Source organism: Knoellia sp. Soil729, assembly GCF_001427985.1.
GTDB lineage: Bacteria > Actinomycetota > Actinomycetes > Actinomycetales > Dermatophilaceae > Knoellia.
Window position 1 is genome coordinate 703,558 of the sequence record NZ_LMSA01000002.1, and the last position, 22,088, is coordinate 725,645.

The 22,088-nt window shown below is 68.9% G+C and carries 25 protein-coding genes; 14 read left to right on the forward strand and 11 right to left on the reverse strand.

The window, feature by feature from the left end; translation table 11 throughout:
• Positions 1-25 precede the first annotated feature (25 nt).
• The 7 genes from ASG74_RS08350 to ASG74_RS08380 all read right to left on the reverse strand — a co-directional run bounded on the left by ASG74_RS08350 (position 26) and on the right by ASG74_RS08380 (position 6,518).
• Positions 26-733, reverse strand: a complete 708-nt coding sequence (locus ASG74_RS08350) for a type II secretion system F family protein (RefSeq protein ID WP_056141403.1) — start codon at positions 731-733, stop codon at positions 26-28.
• A complete protein-coding gene (locus ASG74_RS08355) occupies positions 730-1,440 on the reverse strand; it encodes a type II secretion system F family protein (RefSeq protein WP_056141406.1) in 711 nt (236 codons plus the stop codon). Before ASG74_RS08355 ends, ASG74_RS08350 begins: the two co-directional genes overlap by 4 nt.
• On the reverse strand, positions 1,437-2,663 hold the full coding sequence (locus ASG74_RS08360; RefSeq protein WP_056141410.1) for a TadA family conjugal transfer-associated ATPase: 1,227 nt from the start codon (positions 2,661-2,663) through the stop codon (positions 1,437-1,439). Before ASG74_RS08360 ends, ASG74_RS08355 begins: the two co-directional genes overlap by 4 nt.
• Positions 2,660-3,409 (reverse strand): hypothetical protein, encoded by a 750-nt coding sequence (locus ASG74_RS08365; protein ID WP_156465329.1) that lies wholly within the window; start codon positions 3,407-3,409, stop codon positions 2,660-2,662. The genes ASG74_RS08360 and ASG74_RS08365 overlap by 4 nt, the downstream gene beginning before the upstream one ends.
• A 122-nt stretch (positions 3,410-3,531) precedes the next feature.
• A complete protein-coding gene (locus ASG74_RS08370) occupies positions 3,532-4,284 on the reverse strand; it encodes an HpcH/HpaI aldolase family protein (protein WP_056141416.1) in 753 nt (250 codons plus the stop codon).
• A gap of 537 nt (positions 4,285-4,821) precedes the next feature.
• Complete coding sequence (locus tag ASG74_RS08375; protein WP_056141419.1) at positions 4,822-5,676, reverse strand: Fic family protein; 855 nt, start codon at positions 5,674-5,676, stop codon at positions 4,822-4,824.
• Between the two features lie 11 nt (positions 5,677-5,687).
• Complete coding sequence (locus tag ASG74_RS08380) at positions 5,688-6,518, reverse strand: thioesterase family protein (RefSeq protein ID WP_056141420.1); 831 nt, start codon at positions 6,516-6,518, stop codon at positions 5,688-5,690.
• A gap of 194 nt (positions 6,519-6,712) precedes the next feature.
• Here ASG74_RS08380 and ASG74_RS08385 point away from each other — a divergent pair, with 194 nt between their 5' ends.
• The 8 genes from ASG74_RS08385 (at position 6,713) to ASG74_RS08420 (ending at position 15,580) form a co-directional block, all read left to right on the forward strand.
• Positions 6,713-7,906 (forward strand): sensor histidine kinase, encoded by a 1,194-nt coding sequence (locus tag ASG74_RS08385; protein ID WP_200942549.1) that lies wholly within the window; start codon positions 6,713-6,715, stop codon positions 7,904-7,906.
• A gap of 41 nt (positions 7,907-7,947) precedes the next feature.
• Positions 7,948-8,772, forward strand: coding sequence for a LytR/AlgR family response regulator transcription factor (locus tag ASG74_RS08390; protein ID WP_056143355.1), 825 nt, complete (start codon positions 7,948-7,950; stop codon positions 8,770-8,772).
• Positions 8,769-9,170, forward strand: coding sequence for a hypothetical protein (locus ASG74_RS08395; RefSeq protein WP_056141422.1), 402 nt, complete (start codon positions 8,769-8,771; stop codon positions 9,168-9,170). Before ASG74_RS08390 ends, ASG74_RS08395 begins: the two co-directional genes overlap by 4 nt.
• Positions 9,163-10,695 (forward strand): sodium/solute symporter, encoded by a 1,533-nt coding sequence (locus ASG74_RS08400; protein ID WP_056141424.1) that lies wholly within the window; start codon positions 9,163-9,165, stop codon positions 10,693-10,695. Before ASG74_RS08395 ends, ASG74_RS08400 begins: the two co-directional genes overlap by 8 nt.
• Positions 10,696-10,991: 296 nt before the next feature.
• Positions 10,992-12,776: a KAP family P-loop NTPase fold protein gene (locus ASG74_RS08405; RefSeq protein WP_056141427.1), complete on the forward strand. Its 1,785-nt coding sequence runs from the start codon at positions 10,992-10,994 to the stop codon at positions 12,774-12,776.
• Entirely contained in the window at positions 12,776-13,555 is a 780-nt protein-coding gene (locus tag ASG74_RS08410) for a hypothetical protein (protein WP_056141428.1), read from the forward strand. The genes ASG74_RS08405 and ASG74_RS08410 overlap by 1 nt, the downstream gene beginning before the upstream one ends.
• On the forward strand, positions 13,552-14,829 hold the full coding sequence (locus ASG74_RS08415; protein ID WP_056141430.1) for a hypothetical protein: 1,278 nt from the start codon (positions 13,552-13,554) through the stop codon (positions 14,827-14,829). Before ASG74_RS08410 ends, ASG74_RS08415 begins: the two co-directional genes overlap by 4 nt.
• Positions 14,816-15,580, forward strand: coding sequence for a TatD family hydrolase (locus tag ASG74_RS08420; RefSeq protein WP_056141435.1), 765 nt, complete (start codon positions 14,816-14,818; stop codon positions 15,578-15,580). Before ASG74_RS08415 ends, ASG74_RS08420 begins: the two co-directional genes overlap by 14 nt.
• Before the next feature lie 191 nt (positions 15,581-15,771).
• On the opposite strand, the gene ASG74_RS08425 is transcribed toward ASG74_RS08420, so the two are convergent.
• Entirely contained in the window at positions 15,772-16,797 is a 1,026-nt protein-coding gene (locus tag ASG74_RS08425) for a transposase (protein WP_235498860.1), read from the reverse strand.
• Positions 16,798-17,253: 456 nt separating this feature from the next.
• Positions 17,254-17,508, reverse strand: a complete 255-nt coding sequence (locus ASG74_RS08430; RefSeq protein ID WP_056141437.1) for a hypothetical protein — start codon at positions 17,506-17,508, stop codon at positions 17,254-17,256.
• A gap of 242 nt (positions 17,509-17,750) precedes the next feature.
• On the opposite strand from ASG74_RS08430, the gene ASG74_RS08435 reads away from it, so the two are divergent.
• Positions 17,751-18,143, forward strand: a complete 393-nt coding sequence (locus ASG74_RS08435; RefSeq protein ID WP_200942550.1) for a hypothetical protein — start codon at positions 17,751-17,753, stop codon at positions 18,141-18,143.
• Positions 18,144-18,355: 212 nt separating this feature from the next.
• On the opposite strand, the gene ASG74_RS08440 is transcribed toward ASG74_RS08435, so the two are convergent.
• Entirely contained in the window at positions 18,356-18,901 is a 546-nt protein-coding gene (locus tag ASG74_RS08440) for a hypothetical protein (RefSeq protein ID WP_156465330.1), read from the reverse strand.
• 261 nt (positions 18,902-19,162) lie between these two features.
• Positions 19,163-19,372: a hypothetical protein gene (locus ASG74_RS17620; RefSeq protein WP_056141442.1), complete on the reverse strand. Its 210-nt coding sequence runs from the start codon at positions 19,370-19,372 to the stop codon at positions 19,163-19,165.
• Positions 19,373-19,614: 242 nt separating this feature from the next.
• Between ASG74_RS17620 and ASG74_RS08450 the strand changes: the two genes are divergently transcribed.
• The 5 genes from ASG74_RS08450 to ASG74_RS16920 all read left to right on the forward strand — a co-directional run bounded on the left by ASG74_RS08450 (position 19,615) and on the right by ASG74_RS16920 (position 21,794).
• Complete coding sequence (locus ASG74_RS08450; RefSeq protein WP_200942551.1) at positions 19,615-20,505, forward strand: tyrosine-type recombinase/integrase; 891 nt, start codon at positions 19,615-19,617, stop codon at positions 20,503-20,505.
• A gap of 48 nt (positions 20,506-20,553) precedes the next feature.
• Positions 20,554-20,799 (forward strand): toxin HicA, encoded by a 246-nt coding sequence (locus ASG74_RS08455; RefSeq protein WP_056141447.1) that lies wholly within the window; start codon positions 20,554-20,556, stop codon positions 20,797-20,799.
• Positions 20,799-21,146: a type II toxin-antitoxin system HicB family antitoxin gene (locus ASG74_RS08460; RefSeq protein ID WP_235498861.1), complete on the forward strand. Its 348-nt coding sequence runs from the start codon at positions 20,799-20,801 to the stop codon at positions 21,144-21,146. Before ASG74_RS08455 ends, ASG74_RS08460 begins: the two co-directional genes overlap by 1 nt.
• 91 nt (positions 21,147-21,237) lie before the next feature.
• A complete protein-coding gene (locus tag ASG74_RS08465; protein ID WP_056141450.1) occupies positions 21,238-21,522 on the forward strand; it encodes a type II toxin-antitoxin system Phd/YefM family antitoxin in 285 nt (94 codons plus the stop codon).
• The gene (locus tag ASG74_RS16920; RefSeq protein WP_082569602.1) at positions 21,519-21,794 is read left to right on the forward strand and encodes a type II toxin-antitoxin system RelE family toxin; all 276 of its coding nucleotides are present in this window, start codon (positions 21,519-21,521) and stop codon (positions 21,792-21,794) included. Before ASG74_RS08465 ends, ASG74_RS16920 begins: the two co-directional genes overlap by 4 nt.
• The last annotated feature ends 294 nt before the right edge of the window (positions 21,795-22,088 follow it).

Consider the following 22,088-nt stretch of genomic DNA (forward strand, 5'->3'; position numbering starts at 1 on the left):
CGTCGCGCTCCTGTGGACAACTCGCTCACCCGGTGCCGAGGCTGGCGCGGGCCAGATGGAGCACGACCGGCACCACCGTCGTCGCGACGAAGCCCGGCAGGAAGCAGGCACCGAGCGGCAGCACCAGCAGCACACCGGCACGTTGCACGGCACCCTCCACCCGCGAGCTCTCCTCACGTCTCATGCGCTCGGCAGCGGCCAGCACGACTGCTGAGGGCGCGGCTCCCGACCGCTCCGCCGCCTGCCAGGCCAGCGCCGCGGGTCTCCACGCCTCCCCCACGTGCGCCCACGAGGTCGCGGCATCCTGTCCCCAACGATGCCCACTGGCGACCACTCGCAGCTGGTGCGCCACCGGGCCGGGAACGTGCGCGGCCACCGCCTCCAGGGCTTCGACCGGTCCCAGGCCGGCGCGCAGCACCAACGCGCAGAGCACCAAGGCGTCTGCTGCGTCCTCGACCGTGACCGCGCCCGGGGCAGGCATGACTTCGGCCACGTCCTCCGCAGCTTCGGCTCCGACCTCCGCGACCTCCGCGCCCTCCGCGCCCTCCGCGCCGTCGGCGCCCTCGGCCCCTCCGAGCTCGCGATGCAGTGAGCCGGCCCGGACATCACCGATGAGACGAGAGCTGGTGGCGCGGTCACCGGCGCCACCGGTACCGGCATCGACCGACCCGCGCCCAGCCGGCCACACCAGGCAGGCGCCGACGACGAGAGCCACGGCGAGCCAGAGGCTCATGAGATCTCTGCTGGGCGAAGCGCACGCCGCAGGACCGTGCGCGACCAGAACCAGCCGAGCGCCGTGAGGCAAAGGCCCAAGGACCCAGACACCAGCGAGGGCCCGCTGCCATAGACATCAGCGACCGGCAGCCCCAGCACCATCGCGACGAGGGGGCCGCTGAGGGGAAGCAGGGTGAGCAGCCACATCGAGGCTCGCGGCCCGGCTGCCAGCACCATCCTGCGATCGTCGCTGGCCGCGCGTTCGCGCAGCACCGTCGCAGAGGCCCGGGCTGCCGGTGCCGCCGCGACCCCGAACTCGTCGGTAAGCTGCCAGGCCGCAGCGAGGAAGGCCAGGTCACGATTCCCCTCGGCCGCCTGGCGCAGGCACTGCCCCACGGAGCCGCCCCCCGCTTGGGCAGCGGCCACTTGCCGGCCCAGCGCCTCCAGCTCCGGCCGGGTCGAGGCCGACCCACCCACCTCGCAGGCAAGCCTTGCAGCCTCCGCGGCCGGCAGACCGGCGTCGAGTCCCACGGCAGACAGCTCCGCGAAGTCGGCGACCCACCCGCGAGCCACCCGCCCGAAGCGCAGCTCTCGACCCCACACCGCGCGTGCCCTCCAGAGCAAGCCAGAGCCGCGTGAGGACCCCTGCACCCTCGGCAGCAGCGGCTCGCTCCGCGGCCAGAGGCAGACGGCCAGCACCACCAGGACGACCACGAGCACGGTCATGCCACGTCCACCCCCAACCGGCGCGGACCGCGACCGTCCGCACCACGCAGGAGCCGCTCGAGCTCGGCCGCCCCCGGACCGCGGCGCACCACGCCTCCTCCACCGCCGCAGCCACCGCCACCCCCACCGCCACTGCCACCGACGAAGGAGTCATCCAGCACCAGGGCTTCGTCGATGACGACCTCGGCACCGGTCCAGCGGGTCACCCCGACGGAACGCACGAAGCGCGCCGGCCCCACCCGAGCCACGTCGATGACGACCTGCAGCGCGCCACGCAGCTGGGCGTGGACGCTGGCGCGGTCGAGCCCGGCCAACGCACCCAGTGCCTCGAACCGTGCAGGCACCTCACCGGGCCCGTTTGCGTGCAGGGTCCCGGCTCCGCCGTCGTGCCCGGTGTTGAGGGCCGCCAACATCTCGCGCACCTCCGGGCCACGGACCTCACCGACGACGAGCCGGTCGGGACGCATGCGGAGGGCCTGGCGCACGAGATCGACCATGGTCACCCCGCCCACGCCCTCAACGTTGGGCAGGCGTCCCTGGAGCCGGACGACATGGGGGTGCACCGGTGCCAGCTCGCGCACGTCCTCGACCACGACGATCCGCTCGTGCGGTGCGCACTCGGCCAGGAGGGCGCCGAGGACCGTGGTCTTCCCGACGCCGGTCCCACCGATGACGACGAAGGACAGCCGGGCCGCCACCACCTTGCGCAGGACGGCGGCCAGCACATCACCCACCGCGCCAAGGCGCACCAACCCGTCCACACCGGCTGGCTGGTGTCGGGGGACCCTCAGGCTGAGGTGGGTCCCGGACTCTGCCAACGGCGGCAGGATCGCGTGGAGCCGGACACCGCCCGGGAGCACCCCGTCGACCCACGGCTGCGCCTCGTCGAGGCGACGACGAGCCAAGCCGGCCAGACGCGTGGCGAGCGCCCGGGCAGCAACGTCATCCAGGCTCATGCCGGCCGGTTCCACCCCTGACCCGCGGTCGACCCAGACCGCACCGTCGCCGTTGACGAGGACGTCCGTGACCGAGGACTCCGCGATCAACGGCTCCAACGGACCGAAGCCGAGCACCTGCTCGCGCAGCCGCGCACTCTCGACGGCCGCACCACCAGCGCCGAGCTCCACGGCGGCCGTGACGTCCTCGATGAGCGACAGGTCCGGTGCCCGACCGGCGCGGATCGCGTCCTCGACGCCCGGCCACCGCGCTGCCTCCTGCCTCATGCCACCTCCACCCGAGGCTCGAGCAGGTCCAGCACGACGCGATCCGCACTGTCCCGAAGCGCGCCTCGCAGACCGGGCCACTCACCCCGCTCCCCGTCGCGCCGCACGCGGCTGTCGTCGGTCAGGTGCGCGAGGTGTGGCACGCCCAAGTGCTCGATCACCTCCTCGAGCTCTCGCGTCGCCTTGACCTCGGAGCGCGTCACCACCCCCAGCAAGGACCCGGGTGCTGCGACCAGCTCCGACAGCAGCGCCTCGGTGTCGGCGAGCTGGCGTGCCCGCAGGCCGGAAACCACGTGGACCACGTCGGCGGACCCACCCAGCTGTCCAGCCAAGGAGGCGCGCGCCGGCACGTCGACCACGACCGGCACCACGCCCCGCATCGAGGCCAGCACGTCCAGGACCACCGACTCCGACACCTCCCCACGGCGCCCGGCCGCCGACAGCACGGGCACCTCGCCGTGGGGCAGAGCGGCGATGAGCCGGGAGCACGAGGTCGTACCGCGCAGCCGCGCCAGGTCTGGCCAACGCAAACCCGGCACGTGCTCGGTCCCGCACGTCATGTCGAGCCCGCCACCACCGACATCGGCGTCGACGAGGACGCACTCACCGAGGTGCAGGGACAGGCGCCGGGCCAGCGCCGCCGCCCACGTCGACGCGCCCAGCCCGCCGCTCGCACCCAGGACCACGACGAGCGGCGTCGTGAGCGCACGAGCAGGAGAGGGAGCGGGATCAGGAGAAGCAGTCATACCCACGACGGTGACCCGCCGCGAAGCACTGCACCACCCGGGAGAGCCGATCTGTGGACGGGCGAGCCGGCATACCCAGACTGTGGACAAACCTGCCCGGCGTCCGCGACGAGAGCCGGCGGCTAGCCGAAGATCCGCGCGAGCCCCAGCCTCAGGGCGGACGCGTCGGTGTCGAGGGCGACCAGATCGGCCTCGGAGGCCACGGCGACGAGATCGGGATTGCCAGCCATGAACCCTGCGATCTTGCCCGCGGAGCGGGCGAGGCCGATGACTTCTCGAAGGGCTTCGATGGTCTGGGGCGAACCAGGGCCGGGATACCCCGCGGAGATCGAGAGGTCATAGGGGCCGACGAAGACTCCGTCCACTCCGGGGACGGCGAGGATGTCGGCGGCGTGCTCGAGGCCGGCCGAGGTCTCCACCATCGGCAGGACGAGCTGCTGGGTGGGCGCGTGGGCCACCCCGAGCGAGGCGCGGCAGCCACCGGTGCTGCGGGTGCCCTGCGGTGGAGTCCGTGCGGCGGAGACAACGGCGCGGGCCTGGTCTGCCGAGCCCACCATGGGGATGATGATGCCGCTGACGCCGGTGTCGAGGACGCGGCCAAGGATCGCAGGGTCGTCGGAGGGCGTGCGCGCCACCAAGGGCAGGCCCGCAGCCTCCGCGACGCGCAGCAGTCCGGGGAGGTCGCGCGGTTCGAGGTTGCCGTGCTGGAGGTCCACGCCGATCCAGTCGACGCCACAGCCCAGGGCGACCTCCAGGCCATAGGGGTCCAGGCAGCCGAGCCACAGGCCTCGTCTCAACCCCCCACCTGCGCCGTGGGCAGCGGCGGTCAGCCTCGTGCGCAGGTCCTGGGGCGCGGCCTGTCCTGGTTCAACCATGGTCAAGGTCCTTCGGTGGGGCGGTGGGCGATGGCACGAGCGTCGCGATGACGCTAGTGCACGTCGCGTGACCTGCCCGGGGATAGGCGACGGCCCCGGTCGGGGGGGATGACCGGGGCCGTCGAGTGGGCCGGACTCCGGGGGGGAGGAGCCGGACCACCCTTCGCTGCAACCCCGAAGGGGAGCGATGGGTCCATCGTTGCTGATGGATGAGGCACGTGCAAGGCGAACAATGAAAGTTCACCAAAGTGACCATCCGCGCACCACCCGAACACGACCGCGATGGCCACCTCGCACGACGATGACGCCCCTGCGAGAGGGGCGTCATCCGCCGCGAGCGTGCTGGGCGACCAAGCGTGCAACTTCCTTGCCGTCATATCGGGTCAAGCCCGAACAGACCGGTCCATCAGTGGACTGCCCGCGCGTGGGTACCCGTTGCGTCTCACGGTTGTTCAGGTCGGTCGGTTCCCCGAGAGGCCTGATCCGATGCCCCCTGTCTACTCCCCTGCCCCGGGCACCACAAGACTTGACTTCTGCTCAGGAGAGGCGGCCGGCGAGGACCGCGTCGGCGATGCGCTCACCCTCGGCGGCGCCCGCGATGATCGCGTCGCAGCAGTGCGTGAGCCAGAGACCGACCCCCGCGGCGTCACCGCGCGTGTATGCCGTGAGGCCACCGAGGTAGGCCGGCCCACCTCCCGTGCCGTGCCCGGCTTCGGGGACCGCGACCCCGGTCGGGTCGAGCCCACCGGCTTGGATGACGGCCCGCTCGATGGCCCGCGCCACGACGCCGTTGCCCCGGGTGAACGGTCGGGCGGTGACGATCTCGGCGTGCGCGAGGGCGGCGACGAGGGGGACCGGCAGGGCCGCGGCGCCGGCCAGGAGCTGCACGACGCCCTGGAGCCGCTCGCGGGCTTCGGCAGCCGGAGGGGCGTCACCGATCTCCACGAACTCGCGGCTGTCCTCGCCGTCCCGGCGGGGCCGCCCGAGCTCGTCGTCGGGGACCAGGCCTGCGGCGGCGGCCGTGTGGAGGCGGGCCAGGGCCTGCATGGGGGCGTTGAGGACAACCGAGCCCAGCCGCTCTGTCTCGGCGGTCGCGCTGATGACACCGCGCATGACCTGCTCGACCGGGTCGGGGTCGTCGTGCCACGTCACGGCTCCGCGCATGAGGTCGCGCACGATCTCCACGGACAGGCGGGCACCGTCGAGCTCGCCACTGGCCCACGCTCCGCGCACGCGGGACTCGGCTGCGGCCTCCGGGATGCGACGGCGCAGGGCGTTGTGCCAGCGCAGCGCCGTGCAGGCCTCGCGCGCGGCGTCGACCTTGTCCGCGATGCCGGGCAGGGCGGCGAGGGCGTTGACGGACGCTGCGATCTCAGGAGCGGTGTCGGGCAATGGAGGCGACCTCAAGCGCTCTCGGGGGCGCGGGTCCCACGCTCTGCGTGGGCCGGCATACGCACGCCTGCGAGCTGTCGGGACTGCGCGACCACGCGACCGCGGGAGTCCCAGATGGTGGCGTCCTCCTCGAAGAGCCCGCCGATGACGTTGCGGGTCGTGATCCGCATGCGCAGCCAGCCGGGGGCGGGGCGCGAGCGGATGTGGCCGGAGAAGGCGATCGTCGGCGCCCAACCGAGCGCTCCAAAGGTGAAGGTCACGGGCGGCATCGCGTCGAGGAAGAACGGCAGCGAGTCGACGTCGGGCTCTCGACCGTCGGCGAACCGGATCCACGCGCGCATCTCGCCGTCGCGGGCCGGCTGGCCCAGCGCCCAGCCCACGGTCGCCGGGTCGATGCGCAGGTCGAGCCGGTCGAGAATGGTGATCTGCTCCGCGAACCCGGCACGGATCGCGGGCGCGCAGGACTCCGGATCGGGCAGCTCCGGCGGCGCGTCCTCGAGGTGGACCGGCTCGCTGTTGGCGTCGAGGTCGGCGAACGTCGCCGTGTGCCGGACGCGCACCGTGTCGTCCTGGCTCACGGTAACCTCCGCGGTGGAGAACGAGCGGCCGGCGCGCAGGATCTCGGTGTGGAGGGCGAGCGGACCGGGCTGGGCGGCCGAGAGGAAGGTCGTGCTGAAGGCGACGGCGTCGGTGTGGCTGCCCTGGGCGCGCATCGCCTCGGAGGCGGCCCGGGTCGCGAGCGCCATCAGCACACCGCCGTTGACGGCTTCGCCGATCACCCAACCGTCGCTGACGTCGGCGGAGCCGTCGGAGATGCGCAGGGCGTCGTCGAACTCGGTCATGGGTGCGAGCGTAGGCCGTGGGTTCGCGATGCCGCAGCCACGGGTCGGATGCTGCAGGCACGGGTCGGATGCTGCAGGCACGGGTCGGATGCTGCAGGCACGGTCGGGCGCCGCGTGACGGGTCGGGACCTCCACAGGCGGCGACCCATCACGATGGCCCGGCCCACGACCACGACAGCCCCTAGCCTTGCGCCATGTCGCCCTCCTTCCACGTCCCCACCGCCGTGGTGGTGGCGGGAGCGATGCTGCTGCTCGGGCTCGGCGTCTGGCTCGCGGGCCGTGGGCGCCGCCGGGGCTTCCTGTCGACGGTCGACCGCGTGACCTACTCGACATTGCACACGGCCTCGCTGGCGTCGCGCCACCTGGCCGACGGGCTCACGCCGGACGCTGCCGACCGCGCGGGCAAGCATCTCCTCACCATCCTCGGCGCGAGCTCGGTCGCGATCTGTGACGCCGCGGGACTGCTTGCGTGGACCGGCCCGGGAGACCACCACTCCCGCGAGGCACACGAGCACGCCGAGCCGACGCGCACCTCCGGCGCCCCCACCGTGCTCAGTGGCAGCGAGATCACCTGCAGCGACCCCGACTGCCCCATCCGTGCCGCGGTGACGGCCCCGCTCATTGCCGACGAACGTGTCGTGGGGACGTTGACGGCCTATGCACCGACCGCGTCCGCCGGACTGGCCCGGGCGACGGGTGAGCTGGCGCGCTGGGTGTCGGCCGAGCTCGACGTCGCCGAGCTGGGCCGGGCGCGCACCCGCGCCATGGAGGCCGAGCTGCGCGCGCTGCGTGCGCAGATCAGCCCGCACTTCATCTACAACTCCCTCGGGGCGATCGCCTCGTTCGTGCGGACCGACCCCGAGCGGGCTCGCGAGCTGCTGCTCGAGTTCGCCGACTTCACCCGCTACGCCCTGCGCCAAGGTGGCCCGTTCACCACGCTCGCCGAGGAGCTGCGCAACGTCGAGCGCTACCTCGTGCTGGAGCAGGCCCGCTTCGGCGAGCGGCTGCAGGTGTCCCTGCTCATCGCCCCCGAGGTGCTTCCCGTGCGCGTGCCCTACCTCGCCGTGCAGCCCTTGGTGGAGAACGCCGTTCGCCACGGTCTGGCCAGCAAGGAGGGCATCGGCCACGTGACGATCACGGCGCGCGACCTGGGGTCCGACGCCGAGATCTCCATCGAGGACGACGGCGTGGGTACCGAGCCCGAGCTGGTGCGCCAGATCCTGGACGGGCAGTCCCGGGCCGACTCCGTGGGGTTGGGCAACGTCGATGCCCGCCTGCGGCAGGTCTATGGCGACGAGTGCGGGCTGGTCGTCGAGACCGCGGTCGGAGCAGGGACACGCGTGAGCTTCCGGATCCCGAAGTACGCACCGGGGGTCCATGCGGAGTGATCGCGGGTGGGCTCGCGTCGAAGTCGTTTATCCTCGACCGCATGGCCAATGTCGGCTCCCTGAGAGCCCTCGTCGTCGATGACGAGCTCCCTGCCCTCTCCGAGGTCCGGTTCCTGCTGGACTCCGACGACCGGATCGGTTCGGTGCTCACGGCCACCAGTGGGACCGAGGCCCTCAAGATGCTTGAGGCCCACCCCATTGATGTGATCTTCAGCGACATCTCGATGCCCGGCCTGGACGGCATGGCGCTCGGGCGGGTCCTCGCGCGCTTCGCCGCTCCCCCGCAGCTGGTCTTCGTCACCGCCCACGAGCAGCACGCGGTCGACGCCTTCGCCCTGGCCGCAACGGACTACGTGATGAAGCCGGTGCGCGGCGAACGTCTCGCGGAGGCCGTCCGTCGCGTCGTGGCCAAGGTCGAGGAGTCGGGTATGCCGTCCGCTCCCGGTGGTGACGCGGGCTCCCCTTCCGGGGGTGGTGGCGGGGGGACGGCTGGCGCTGTCGGTGAAGGAGCCGCTGTCGCAGAGGCGCAGGACGAGACGATCCCGGTCGAGCTCGGTGGGGTCACCCGTTTCATCACCCGGTCCCAGATCCGCTATGCCCAGGCCTCGGGTGACTACGCCCGGCTCCACACCCGCCACGGCAGCCACCTCGTGCGCGTTCCCCTGGCCGTCCTCGAGGAGAGGTGGGCCGACCACGGCTTCATCCGCATCCATCGGTCGACGCTCGTCGCCCTGCCTCACATCACCGAGGTCCGCATGGACCACGGCCGGTGCTCGGTCGTCATCGGTGACGTCGAGCTCCAGGTGAGCAGACGGCATACGCGACAGCTCCGGGACGTCCTGCTGAGACGACCGGGCACGTCTTGACCCCCGAGCGTTCGGGGGTGCCGGCGCGGGTGCGCGTCACGAGCTCGCGACGGACCGCGGTCACGGCGGTGCATGCCCAGAGCCGGCTGCTCGCGCGCGACCTCGACGAGCAGACCGAGCTCGGGGACGTCTACCTCGAGGGCCTGATGCGGGCCCAGCTCCGGCTGGCGCTCATGGTCCTCGCGCTGATGGTCGCGGCCCTCGGAGGTTTTCCGCTGCTGCTCACCCTCGTGCCGTCGACACGGACGATGACCCTGGCGGGAGTGCCGCTGCCGTGGCTCGTGCTCGGGGTCCTCGTCTATCCCGCGACGTGGCTGCTCGCCCGTGGCTATGTGCGACAGGCCGAGCGCATCGAGGCGGACTTCGCCGACATCGTCGAGCCGCGGCGCGATGGCTGACTCCCTGTCTGTCATCGCCGTCGCGCTCGTCTGCGTGACCACCCTGGTCGTCGGCGGGTTGGGGTTGCGCCTGTCGCGGCGGACGAGCGACTTCTACGTCGCCGGCCGGACCGTGTCGCCACGCCTCAACGCCAGCGCGATCTCGGGTGAATACCTCTCCGCTGCGTCGTTCCTGGGCGTGGCCGGGCTGATCTACGACCAGGGCGTCGACCTCCTCTGGCTGCCGGTCGGGTACACCCTCGGCTACCTCGTCCTGCTCGTCATGGTGGCGGCACCGATGCGGCGCTCGGGGGCCTACACGCTGCCCGACTTCGCCGAGGCGCGACTGGGGTCGATGCTGGTCCGCCGGCTCGCGGCGGTCCTCGTCGTGGCGATCGGCTGGATGTACCTCGTGCCGCAGTTCCAGGGGGCCTCGCTGGCGCTGCAGCTCGTCACCGGCGCACCGCAGTGGGTCGGCTCACTCATCGTCGCGGTCGTCGTCGCCGGCGCGGTCGGAGCCGGCGGGATGCGCTCGATCACGTTCGTCCAGGCCATGCAGTACTGGATCAAGCTCACCTGCCTCGCAGTGCCCGCCTTCGTGCTCATCGCGCTCTGGATCCGTTCTGGCGCAGGGGCTCCCGACGTCTCCGATGCGTGGTCGCTGCCATTCGTCCCGCGCTCGGGTGACGACCACCCGATCTACCGCACGTCGTCGATGATGCTCGCGCTGTGCTTCGGGACGATGGGGCTGCCGCACGTGCTGGTGCGCTACTACACGAACCCGGACGGGGTGGCGGCACGGCGGACGACCGTCTCCGTCGTCGCCCTCCTCGGCATCTTCTACCTGTTGCCCCCCGTGTATGCCGTGCTCGGGCGCCTGCACCTGCCGTCCCTGCCGGCCGGGGTCCGGTCCGACACGATCGTGCTGCAGCTGCCCGGGCGAGTGGTCGAGGGCATCGGGGGTGACGTCCTGACGGCGATGCTCGCGGGCGGTGCGTTCGCTGCACTGCTCTCGACGGCGTCAGGTCTGGCGATGGCCGTCACCGGTGTGCTGCACCAGGAGTTCCTGCGCCCACGGCTGTCGCGGCTCACGGGCGGGGACGCCTTCGGCTTCGGCGGCTTCCGGCTGGCCGCGGTGGCGGCGGTCGTGGTGCCGTTCGTCATCGCACGGTTCGTGGAGAAGATCGGGATCGCGACGACGGTCGGGTTCGCGTTCTCGTTGGCGGCGGCGACCTTCGCGCCGCTGATGATCCTCGGAGTGTGGTGGCGAGGGCTGAGCCGGGCAGGCGCGGTGGCGGGGCTCGTCGTCGGTGCCCTGGCCTCGACGTCGGCCGGTTTGGTGACCTATGCGGCTGGTGCGCTGGGTGGCTGGCCGGGTGCGCTGCTCGCGAACCCTGCCGCGTGGTGCGCGCCGCTCGCCTTCGCCACCACGGTGATCGTGTCGTTGGCGACGCCGGCCTCGATCCCCCGCGACACCCCTCGACTCATGGTCCGGCTCCATACTCCGGAACGAGTCCACCTGGCCAGAAGCCGCCTCAGCGACTGACGTGTCTGTGCGCGAGGGCGGGCGATCTGCGAGCGCACGAGGCGAGGTGCCCAGTCCGCTTTGCCGTTGCGTCAGTCCGCCCGCACAGGGCTACGCGGTCTGGTGCGCGCGTTCGACTCACTCACATGCCGATGTGCGGTTGGACGGATGGCTCGAGACATGGCGGGTGCGGCCGATGGCTAGCCCGGTACTGCTTCAGCCGGTCGGCCGGGCACAGGACGCATGAGGCTCTTCGGGTCCAACAGGTTCGTGTCGCTGCAGCGCGGCGGGGCGACAGGTGGCGCACACTGGCAGCCATGGGGGACCAGCCGAAGCTGCCGCTGTTCGACGACAACCCGACGTCGCTGGACCTTCTCGGATTTGGAGGCGTGGTCGATGCCGTGGTGCGCGTCCTCAACTCCGGGGGACTCGATCCGGTGACCATCGGGGTCCAGAGCGGCTGGGGTGGCGGCAAGTCGACCTTGCTGAGGCTGATCGAGGACAGACTCCAAGACGAGGGACACCTGTTGGTCGTGAAGGTGGACCCGTGGGAGTTCGACGACAATCAGGACGTGCGCGGCACACTGATTGCGCTCGTGCTCAACGCCCTGCAAGAGGCGGTGCAGGCCGAGGACAGTACGGTCCCGAAGGACCGCGTCGACGAGATGGTGACCAAGCTCAACGATCTCCGGCGACGGATCGCCTGGGGCCGGGTCGCCAAGGTGCTCATCACGAGCGCGGCAGCTATGACCCCGGACATCCCGGCGCTGGTCGACGCACTGACTCCTGCGCCGCCTGGCGAAGACAAGGGCGCGGACAAGCCGCAGAGCATGGCGGGGTTCCGGGAGGACTTCGCGGCGCTTATGAAGATGGATATGGGATTCGCTCGGGTGGTCGTGCTCGTGGACGACCTCGACCGGTGCCTACCTGCATCGGCAGTGAGCACGCTAGAAGCTATCAAGCTGTTCCTGTCGGTGAAGAAGATGGCGTTCGTGCTCGCGGCCGACGAGTCACTGGTTCGGGCGAGCATCAACCTCCATCTTGGCGATTTGTCGCAGGGGGAGTTCGCCGACCGCTACACGGAGAAGATCGTTCAGGTCCCGATGTCGCTGCCCCGGCTGTCCCAGCAAGATGCCGAGGCGTACGTGGCGCTGCTCCTGGCTGACCAGCAGTCGAGCATGTCTGGCGAACAGAGCAAGGCGATGATCGAACGCGCCCGGGTTCGCCGTCGCGCGGGAGAGGCGCCGTACGCGGTGGACGACCCGGACGGGGCTCCGGGGCCCACTAGCGAGCACCAGCGGCTGGCCTCGGTGATCTCGCGCGGGCTGTCGGCGGACAAGTGGCAGACGCCCCGGGCGGTGAAGCGATTCCTGAACAACCTCGCGATCCGCGAGCACATCGCCGACGAGGCAGGCGCGCACCTGCCGCTCGACGTGCTGGTGAAGATGTACCTGCTCGAACTGCGTCACCTCAAGGAGTTCAAGGCCCTCGCGGCGCTGGAAACCGACAAGCGCACGGACCTGCTCCGACGCTGGGAGGAGTGGGCGCACGGTGAGAAGGGCGCCGTTATGCCGACCGAGGTCACCGAAGCAACTCAGCCCTGGGCGGCGAACGAGCCTCGCCTGGCTGGCCGCGGCGGAGAGATCGACCGGTACCTGAGCATCGCAGCGACGCTGCTGTCTGACGTCACGTTCGGCGGGGCGATGGACAGCGAACAGCGCAAGACGGTCGAGAAGCTGCTCAGCAAGGCCGACACCGTGCGTCGTGCCGCGGTCCAGGACGTGCTCGGGACAATTCCGGAGAATCAGGACGTCATCGTCGGTGCACTTGCCCAGTCGCTGCCCGTGCAGGAGGACGCCAGGTTCGCGTTCTCCTCGCTCACCGAGTTGGCGGCCGGCAGCGAGCGTGTTGCTCCCGAGGTGGAGGCGCTGCTTCAGCGGCCAGCCCTGATGCAAAAGGTCAAGGCGCAGTGGGTGCCCATGTTCCGAAAACTGCCGACTGTCCTGAAGGCGCTGGCAGAGGCGGACGGCTTGGACGAGGCGGTGACCAAGGCCGCGAAGACGAACCTTGACGCCGTCGAGAAGATCCGCCGGGAGGGCTGATGGGCACCTCGGGCGCCTATGGCGGCAGCGGCACAGCATCGTGGGACGACGCGCACGACCTCTATGAGCAGGTAGCCGGTGGGGGCATCCGGCCGCCGGTCGAAGACCTCGTGAGGACGCTCACCCAGGCCCTGGACAAGACTCAGGGCGGACCTCCGGCTGCGCCCGGGACGTATGCGGTTGGCCAGACTGGGCCCAGCCGCCCGGCTGGCACGGGCGCTTACACCCGAAGCAAGTCATTGAACGGCGGCGGGGGAAGACGACCGGGGCTCGCGAACAGCGCGGCGCGTGGAGCCGCCGCGGTCGCCGGGGCCAGCGCCTACCGCGCCCGAGACGCACAGGGGCTGGCGGAACTCGGTCTCGACTTGGCCGCGCTCGATGCTCTGCCCGACGACACGGCGCGGTGCGAGGCCATCGCCCAGGAGCTGCTCGGCGTCCCGGTTCACCCCGAGGACGCCGCGCTCAAGTCCGCAGCGATCGAAACTATGCTGCAAGCGATGGAGGCAGCGGAGGAGCCCGACGTCGAACGGCTCGTCGAGATGTTCACCGGCAACCTCACGTTCGAGTACGCGCTGATTGAGCTGACCTCCGAACATCGCAAGGAACCGGTACCGCCTGCCGAAGCGGCGAAGATGGAGCAGGAGATCAAGGAGTACATCGCGAGCGACATCAGCAACCCTGTGGACAAGCCGGTCGGCAGGCTCAGCAAGCAGGGCCTCATCGACAAGGCGGCGAGCCTGGCCCAAGACGTCCTGAGCATCTTCCGGAGGACCCGATGAGCAACGTCCACATCGAGCTCTCCGCCGAAGGTGACAACCAGCGCGACGCTGGCTCGACATGGCACCAGTGGCCGCTCACCGCCGTCCACACCGAAACCATGCATGCGGGCATCGACTGGCACGCGACTCAGTTCGGCCGCTCGGCGCCCGAGGCCAAGGATCTCCTGCGCGTCGTTACGGCTGCCTACATCGCTGACCGCACCGCGCGTCAGCCGGCCAAGACCCTCACCCGGGCGCTGACCCTCACCGTCCACGTTGAGCATCCCGATGCGTGGACAGAGACGGCGCTGGAACAGGCCGTGGACCTGCTCCACTGGCTCACAGGCGACGACTGGGCTCTGCGGTGCGTCCAGTCGACGGCGAAGCAGCCCGACCAGACTCTCGATGTCGACGTGTCCGCCGCCGACGACATCTGCCTTGTCTCCGGCGGCCTAGACTCACTGTGCGGAGCCCTGATACGGATCCGGGAGCCAGGAATGCCATTCTTCCTGGGCCACGCCGATACCTCGACCGTGATCCGGCGCGCGCAGCAGCATCTACAGAAGCATTTCGCCTCGCTCACCACACCCCACACCTACATCCAGTACCCCCTGCGCCACCGCGGCGACGTGAAGCACCGAACACCGAAAACCCGCTCGCTGCTGTTCATGACGATGGCGGTTGCCGCCGCGTCAGGCATGGGTGCCACTCGCGTGCTCGTCCCGGAGAACGGGTTCACCAGCATCAACCCTCCGCTAGAGCCGTCCCGCGCCGGCGTGATGACAACGCGCTCGACACACCCGTGGACCTTCCATGCGCTTGCTCGCCTGCTTACGACTCTGGGACTTGTCGGCATCACCGTGGAGAACCCTCACCACAACCTCACCAAGGGCCAACTCCTCAGGCAGGCGATGCCCGCTGCGACGACTGCCGATCAGGCCCTCGCTGCAGCGACCGTTTCCTGCGCCAAGCCCAACCCCGGCAGGCCGCCCGGTGGAAACCCGAACACCCAGTGCGGCGTCTGCATCGCCTGCCTGGTGCGCCGGGCAGCGTTCATCGCTGCCGGGCTGCCCGACCTGACCGAATACGCCGTCCAGAAGTGGGCAAGGGCGCCGGCCGAGGCAGTCCGGAGGCACCGCCGGCACGACATCGCCGCGTGGCGGTCGGCCACAGATAACGGGATCGCCAGGCACCGCGTTCTCGGCTCCGCCGTGTGGCCCCCGGGCACGAACTTCGACCACGTTCTGGACCTTGTTGACCGAGGGCTAGAGGAACTCGCGCATGTCCCCGTCTGATCTCCCGCCGCTCGACTGTCACGCGCACATCGCACCGGACGTCACCAGACCTCAGATCACCGGCCTGAATGGCGCGCTGGTGTTTGCGATGACCCGTACGCCGGGGGAGGCCCGAGCTGCCGCCCGTCGGTCCGACCCCACCCTCGTCTGGGGCTTCGGCGCTCACCCTGGCCTACCCGACGCCATCAGCCAAGTGAACGAGACCAGGCTGCGCGAGGCGGTCCGGGCGCACGCTGTCATGGGGGAGATCGGACTCGACCGCCGAGGCCCAGCCGGGCCGCAGCGCGAGGCGTTGGAGGCGCTCCTCGACGCCTGCAAGGAACAGCCCGTGGTGCTGTCGCTGCACAGCACTGGGCGCACGCGTCAACTGCTCGACGTCCTTCGCCAGCGCCCGCATCCTGGAACAATTCTCCACTGGTTTAACGGCACGCTCGACGAGATCAGCGAAGCCACCGCGCTCGGGTGCTACTTCTCGGTGAACAACGGGATGACCGACAGCCGGCTGGCACAGATCCCGACCGACAAGATGCTCCCCGAGACCGACTTTCCTGCCTCTCGCAAAACCACGCTCGCATCGAAGCCGGGCGACACCCGCGCCCTTGAGAAGCGCCTCGCCCAGCGCGATGGCATCGACGAAACCGCCGTCCGCCTCGGCTTCTACCGCACCCTTGCCGGCCTACTTGCGGTCTCTGGGGCTAGGTCGCGGATGCCCCAAGGCTTCCACGCGGCGCTTGACGCAGCTGAGGTCTAGCCGATGCGCCCCAGTAGACCTCGAGGGAGGATCTGGGTCGGTGACGGCTTCACTAGCCAAGTGCATTCCGAGCGCGGCAGCGGAGACCTCCGCTACTCACGCCCGAAAGCGCATCCGCACTGGCCAGGATGACCTGCTGCGCCCGGGTGGAGAGTGGCGTCCGACCCATCCGGACATGGCTCCCTTCTGTGTCAAGAGGCCTGGGGCAGGGTGGTCGTAGGCTTGGTGTTGGCGGGTCCGGGAAGTGGCTTGTCCGAAGTGCCGGTGTGGGCTTGTGAGCCGGTCGCGCTGGAGTCAGAGTCGTTGCCCCGTTGCCCTCCCGGGCCCGTCACTTTTCCTGCGGTGTAGTCGCCGAGAATCGTGCGGTAGACGAGATCGGACAGGCGCCGTTTGAGGCATCGCATCGCTTCCATCGAGGTCTTGCCGGCGGCTTTCCTCCGGTCGAAGTAGGCGCGTCCTTCGGTGGTGGGGGTGCGCAGCTGGACGGTGGCCATGATGTGCAGCACCCGGTTGATCTGACGGTTCCCGCCGCGGGAGAGGCGGTGGCGCACGTGGTCGCTGGAGGAGGCGTCGATGGGGACGGTGCCGGTCCAGGACGCGAAGTGGTTGCGGTCGGGGAAGCGAGACAGGTCCCCGACCTCGACCAGGAGCCGGGCGGCGCCGGAGGGGCCGATGCCGTGCAGGCCCAGCAGCGAGGTCCCGGTCGCGGCCACCAGCTCCTTCAGTTCCTTGTCGGCGGCCTTCTTGCGGGTGTAGATCCGTTCCAGGTCGGCCACGAGCTCGGCCGCGACCCGCTTGCGGGTCTTGCCCACGGCGTCACGCGGGCGCACCCCGGCCAAGAGCACCTTGGCCTGCGCTGCGGAGAGGTGCTTCTTCGCGCCACCGGGCAGCAATTCCAACAGGATCCGGTGCAGCTGGCTGATCTTGCGGGTGTGCTCGTCCCCGATGGAGCGGCGCCGGTCCACCAGCAGCTGGAGCACCTCGAGCTGGGCATCGGACACCACTGGTCGCAGCCCGGCCATGCGGGTGCCGACCAGCGCGACCGAGTGAGCGTCGGTCGCGTCGGTCTTGCGGCCCTGCCCGGTGGCGAACACCCGCGCCCGAGCGGACAGCTTGGCCGGCACGTCGACGATGTCCTGACCGTCGGCCAGGAGCCGGTGGGCGATGTGTCGTCCGAGCCTTCGCAACCCTCGATCGCCCAGACCCGATCCGGCCACGTCGCCACTGCTTCCACCATCGCCTGGTAGCCCTCGACGGTGGTGTCGAACCGACCACCGCCGACGACGGACTCGTCAGCGAGCATCACCTCGATGGTGACGCTGCGTTTGTGCGGGTCCATCCCGATCACGACCCGCGGAACCTGCTCTTCCATGACGTCCTCCCTTGCCTCGAACCTGTGTGGGTTGGGCGTGGAGGGCACCGCTACTTAGAGCAGAGCAATCCCTTCTTGAGCCTCTCCTGCCCGGCGGTGCCCGGGCGGCGCAGTCCATGTGAGAGCCACACGATCATCGTGGGCAGCCGCGGATGAGAGCGACCAACCCGGGCACCTAGACCGAGCCTTGGCCAGGCCCCGTCCTGAGGTCAATGAAACAAGTAGCCGCGATCCGCGCGGTCGTCCGATGTGCGGATGAGTACAAAGGCGGCTCCGACATGAAGTGGTGGGCCGAACGCCTTCAGGTGATGACAAACGCGTAGAGCCCGACCAAGACCAAAACGCTCGCCACCCCGATGTCATCCAGCAGGCCGACCTTCCCTGCCCCAAACGTGGCCAGAGCACGCATCAGGAACCACGCCGCTACCGCCCATGGGGCGAGCATGATGAAGATGCCGAGAGGACTGGGGCTAGGCCAATTGGCTGCTTGTTCCAGCACAGCGTCTGCCGCGATCGCAACAACGGCGCTTGGGATGAAGGCAAATCCAGGGCCCACCAGCCGAAGTTCACGTCTTCGAGGTCGATGGCAGCCCTTGCCCGTGCATGCTCCCGGTCGCGGCCGCGCCTACGAAGTCCGGCCCAGCCCATGAAGAGGGGAGCAACAAGGCGGGAGGGGCGCACGGAGCAAGGGTACGGCGATATCGGCACACGTCCGGAATTGCCGCCGACAGTGATCGCGAGCATGGCAAGGGAGGCGTTGTCGCCTCCGCTGTCGGGGAGGGATGGGAGTCTTGCCCGATGAAGTGGTTTGGTCGCGATAAGCGCACGCCGGGAGAAGGTCAGTCGGAGCGCATCCATGACGACGTCCGCGCCGCCAGGCAATCGCGGCTCACACAGACGGCCACAAGGCGCGATCTTGTCAACGCCATCTCGGCAGCTCTGTTCAAAGCCGACCCGGTCGGCATCAATTTCGACACGAACACAGATGAGTACGACGCCGAGGCAGAAACCATCGTCATCGCATTGCCGAGAGCGGCGGGGCCGGAAGACGTGAGGTCGCTGACACATGAGACCTTCGTCCAGTGGTTCGACGCTGAGACTGCCGGACCCATTGAGCGGTACACGGCTGTCGCTCATGAGATATGGACCCTGTGGCGCCGTCACGAGGGGCAGAGCGAGCCGACGGGCTAGAACGAATGCTTCTGCCGCAGACTGCGGGCGTTGCGGCGATCATCCGGAATTGCCGCGGGGTGTGTGAGGCGCAGAATCAGTATTCGCAGCCCTGGCTAAGGTCTGCGACCACACAAACCACGGCGCCGATTGAGATGCGCTGAGCAAGNCTCATGCCGCGTGGAGGAGGCTACGCTCGTCCGACTTTGCCGCGGGGTGTGTGAGGCGCAGAATCAGTATTCGCAGCCCTGGCTAAGGTCTGCGACCACACAAACCACGGCGCCGATTGAGATGCGCTGAGCAAGTGGGCGCCCATCCATCGTGTAGTCGACCACGAGCGTGTCAGATGACCACGACCCGATCGAGCGAGCACGAACAAGAATCGCCACGCCAACCGGTTCCTGGGCGCCGACCACAGCGCCAGCAGGCTGCTTCAACTTCCAGCCATTGCTGCCGTTGATGCCGGTCAAGCTGGACTCGGTGATCGCGCCGATGCCGCCGCTCTCCGCCATCGAGTAGACGTTGACGCCAAGGACCTGCCCGGCCCGATCGGTGACGTGGTCGCCCTCAACGCGTAAAGCGACCAGCTTGGCCGACGTCCCCGGATCTACGAGCTGCAACGTGCCAAGACCGATCACGGCCGTCGTCCCGGGCGTGACAGGTAGCCCAGAGTAGGAGAACCCCTCAGGTGCCTCGAAGGCGTGGGATGCATCGTTGCCCGAGCAGCCGACCAAGAACCCAACCAAGGCCGCTGCGGCGACGCGCATCAAGACTCTCACGGGTTGATGATGCCGTCAGGCCGCGTTAGCAACGCAGCGAACGCACCTCCCGCGTCGGTCCCGAGATAGATGGGTATGCCGGCCNGTGGGATGCATCGTTGCCCGAGCAGCCGACCAAGAACCCAACCAAGGCCGCTGCGGCGACGCGCATCAAGACTCTCACGGGTTGATGATGCCGTCAGGCAGCGTTAGCAACGCAGCGAACGCACTCATTTGCCGCGATCCGCTCGTGCCAATGAGCGTGCGACAAGGCGTAGGCGGTTAGTGCTTGGTCGGGTCGTCGCGGTCCGGCAGCAGGTATGGACCGTCCTCGTAGAAGAGGATCATGGCGCGGCGGTCGTCGCTTTCCCACCGCTCGGCCATCACCACGGTCTTGGTCCGTCCCTTGCGCTGAGCCTTCTTGAAGAGCCGCTCACGCTCAGCGGGTTCGATCAGGTGGCGACGCACATAGGCGACGCCATGCTGGTCCACCGGAGAGTCACCCGACCGCGAGACCCCGCCGCCGCACCAGAGAATCGCCCATGGAGTCCCGTGATCGACCGCGTCCAATGCTTCCTGCGCTCCGAGTGCCTCGTGGGTCCGGGTCCACTGCGCTGACATGCAGCCGAGAATAGGACGCCGTGTCCGCTCATGCCGCGTTGGTGTGACTGCTTGACCGTCGGAGTTGTTCGGGCGGACTCTGCGGAATGGCTACTTCACAGATTCTGACCCCCGTGGTCCTGCCTCCGCTCTCGGACCGTCTTCGCCGCGCAGTCGCGGCCTACCTCGCCCGGTTCAAGGGCCAGTCGCGCGTGCACACCGAGTCCGACCTGCGCTCCTTCGTCACGTGGTGCGAGGAGCGCGGCCTGGACCCCTTGGCCGCCCAGCGACCGCACATCGAGCTCTATGTGCGATGGATGCAGGAAGTGCGCCGCTACAAGCCGTCCACGATCAGCCGCCGGGTGGCAGTCATGGCTGGCTTCTACCGGACCTGCGTCATCGACGAGGTCCTGGCGCACTCACCAGCGGAGTACGTCCGCCGGCCCAACGTTCCGCCGGAGTCACCCACTTTGGGCCTGACCCATCTGCAGTTCGAGGCGATGCTGGCCACCGCGCGCCAGTCCAGCAACATCAACGACTTCGCCCTGGTGGCGATGCTCGGTTTGCTCGGCCTGCGGATCTTCGAAGCGTGTGGCGCGAACATCGAAGACCTCGGCGAGGAGCACGGCCACCGCGTACTGAAGGTCCGCGGCAAGGGCGGCAAGGTCGCACTTACCCCGCTTCCCCCGGCCGTGTCCCGCGCCATCGAACGAGCCGTTGCTGAGCGGGAGTCCGGGCCAATCCTGCTCACCCGGCGCCGCACCCGGATGGACCGGCACTGCGCAACCCGCCGACTTCACCGCCTGGCACAAGCTGGGGGTGTGCACTCCGCCCGGATGCACCCGCACATGCTGCGACACACCTTCGTGACCACCATGCTCGATGCCGGAGTCGACCTGCGTGATGTGCAGATCGCCGCCCGTCACGCTGACCCGCGCACCACCATGCGCTACGACCGGGCCCGCAAGAATCTGGACCGCCACCCGAACTACATCCTTGCCGCGTACATGGCGTCCGGAACCTGAGCAGTCCACCTCTAGGCGGAATGGTACCGCTAGTAGTACCATTGGATTGTGGCGTCCATCGAGAAGATCCTCACTGCCATGAGGGCCAACGCGAAGAACGTCCGCTACGCCGACCTGCACAAAGTCTGTGAACACTACTTCGGTCCACCCCGCACCACCGGTGGATCCCACGCCGTGTTCCGCACACCGTGGCCCGGCGATCCCCGCGTGAATATCCAGAACGACCAAGGCAAAGCCAAGCCCTACCAGGTGCGGCAGGTTCTTACCGCGATCGAGAAGAAGGAGGCCAACTGATGCAGACCATGTCGAGCACTGACATCTCTCACTACACCTACCGGGTCACCTGGTCCGCCGAGGACCAGGAGTTCGTGGCCACCTGCCTTGAGTTCCCGTCCCTGTCCTGGCTGGCGGCCACCCAAGTCGACGCCCTGACCGGACTCGAGAACCTGATCGCCGAGATCGTCCAAGACATGACCGCTCAAGGCGAGACAATCCCCGACCCTCTCGCCGAACGGACCTACTCGGGCAAATTCAACCTACGCGTCGGCGAATCGCTGCACCGACGCCTAGCCCTCGAAGCAGCCGAAGAGAAACTCAGCATCAACCAACTCATCGTCCGGCGACTCAACACAGCAAGCTGAGCGAAATACGTCCGGACTTGCCGCACAGCGACCTGGCATCGGGGCCTTCAGGGCCGCACCCATCGATCGGCACTGCACTATAATTCTGTACATGACGACACTCTCGGTGGCCGCGGCACGAGCAGCGTTCTCCAAGCTGGTGGAATCAGCCTCAACGACCCACGAGCGCTTCGAGGTAACCCGCAACGGCAACCGAGCCGCGGTCCTGATGGGCGCTGATGACTACGACGGCCTCATGGAGACTGTCGCGATCCTCAGCGATTCTGACGCCGTGGCCGCAATCCGTAGCGGCATCGATGATCTTGAAGCTGGTCGCTCTGAGACCGCCGACGAGGTGCGGGCGGCGATGGTGCGGGTCGGGCGGCTGGTTGAGTGAGCGAACGATACGAGGTTCGTTTCAGCAGGTCCGCCAAACGTGCCCTGACCCACGACCTGCCTGAGAAGATCGCTGCTGCGGCATACGAGTTCATCACCGGCATCCTCGCTGGCAATCCACAGAGGCTGGGCAATCAGCTGAACGAGCCGTTGTATCCGCTGTATTCAGCCAGACGAGGTGAGTATCGAGTGATCTATCGAATCGTCAACGAAAAACTCGTCATCGAGATCATCTCGATCGTGCACCGACGCGACGCTTACCGCAATTTTTAGGTGACGGGCTTGCGCCCGTCGCTTGGCGGGTCGTTGCCCAGACCCATCTTGGCCGCTTCGCGATCGATTTCTTCTGGCTACGTGTGCACGTCCTGTCAGAGGAACCCCTGACGGCCTTCTGCACGCCCTCGCTCAGCGAGCGGCTCCATAGGATGCATGTGTGGACCGAGCGTTAGTAGCTCGCACCAGATTCCTTGGGACTGAGGCACTCATCCACCGAGGATCCAGACAAGCCAGTGAGACGACGCGCGTCTCGGCATGTTGTCCCCCGCAGGTCACGCGGCTTGCACCTCG

Excerpts from the sequence above, each read along its gene's own strand:
- ASG74_RS08460 (WP_235498861.1), top strand. The coding sequence starts at position 20,799 with ATGCAGACCATGTCGAGCACTGACATCTCTCACTACACCTACCGGGTC.
- ASG74_RS08435 (WP_200942550.1), top strand. The coding sequence starts at position 17,751 with ATGAAGTGGTTTGGTCGCGATAAGCGCACGCCGGGAGAAGGTCAGTCG.
- ASG74_RS08360 (WP_056141410.1), bottom strand. The coding sequence starts at position 2,663 with ATGAGGCAGGAGGCAGCGCGGTGGCCGGGCGTCGAGGACGCGATCCGC.
- ASG74_RS08400 (WP_056141424.1), top strand. The coding sequence starts at position 9,163 with ATGGCTGACTCCCTGTCTGTCATCGCCGTCGCGCTCGTCTGCGTGACC.
- ASG74_RS08420 (WP_056141435.1), top strand. The coding sequence starts at position 14,816 with ATGTCCCCGTCTGATCTCCCGCCGCTCGACTGTCACGCGCACATCGCA.
- ASG74_RS08370 (WP_056141416.1), bottom strand. The coding sequence starts at position 4,284 with ATGGTTGAACCAGGACAGGCCGCGCCCCAGGACCTGCGCACGAGGCTG.
- ASG74_RS08365 (WP_156465329.1), bottom strand. The coding sequence starts at position 3,409 with ATGACTGCTTCTCCTGATCCCGCTCCCTCTCCTGCTCGTGCGCTCACG.
- ASG74_RS08350 (WP_056141403.1), bottom strand. The coding sequence starts at position 733 with ATGAGCCTCTGGCTCGCCGTGGCTCTCGTCGTCGGCGCCTGCCTGGTG.
- ASG74_RS08355 (WP_056141406.1), bottom strand. The coding sequence starts at position 1,440 with ATGACCGTGCTCGTGGTCGTCCTGGTGGTGCTGGCCGTCTGCCTCTGG.
- ASG74_RS08390 (WP_056143355.1), top strand. The coding sequence starts at position 7,948 with ATGGCCAATGTCGGCTCCCTGAGAGCCCTCGTCGTCGATGACGAGCTC.
- ASG74_RS08465 (WP_056141450.1), top strand. The coding sequence starts at position 21,238 with ATGACGACACTCTCGGTGGCCGCGGCACGAGCAGCGTTCTCCAAGCTG.
- ASG74_RS08410 (WP_056141428.1), top strand. The coding sequence starts at position 12,776 with ATGGGCACCTCGGGCGCCTATGGCGGCAGCGGCACAGCATCGTGGGAC.
- ASG74_RS08415 (WP_056141430.1), top strand. The coding sequence starts at position 13,552 with ATGAGCAACGTCCACATCGAGCTCTCCGCCGAAGGTGACAACCAGCGC.
- ASG74_RS08380 (WP_056141420.1), bottom strand. The coding sequence starts at position 6,518 with ATGACCGAGTTCGACGACGCCCTGCGCATCTCCGACGGCTCCGCCGAC.
- ASG74_RS08385 (WP_200942549.1), top strand. The coding sequence starts at position 6,713 with ATGTCGCCCTCCTTCCACGTCCCCACCGCCGTGGTGGTGGCGGGAGCG.
- ASG74_RS08405 (WP_056141427.1), top strand. The coding sequence starts at position 10,992 with ATGGGGGACCAGCCGAAGCTGCCGCTGTTCGACGACAACCCGACGTCG.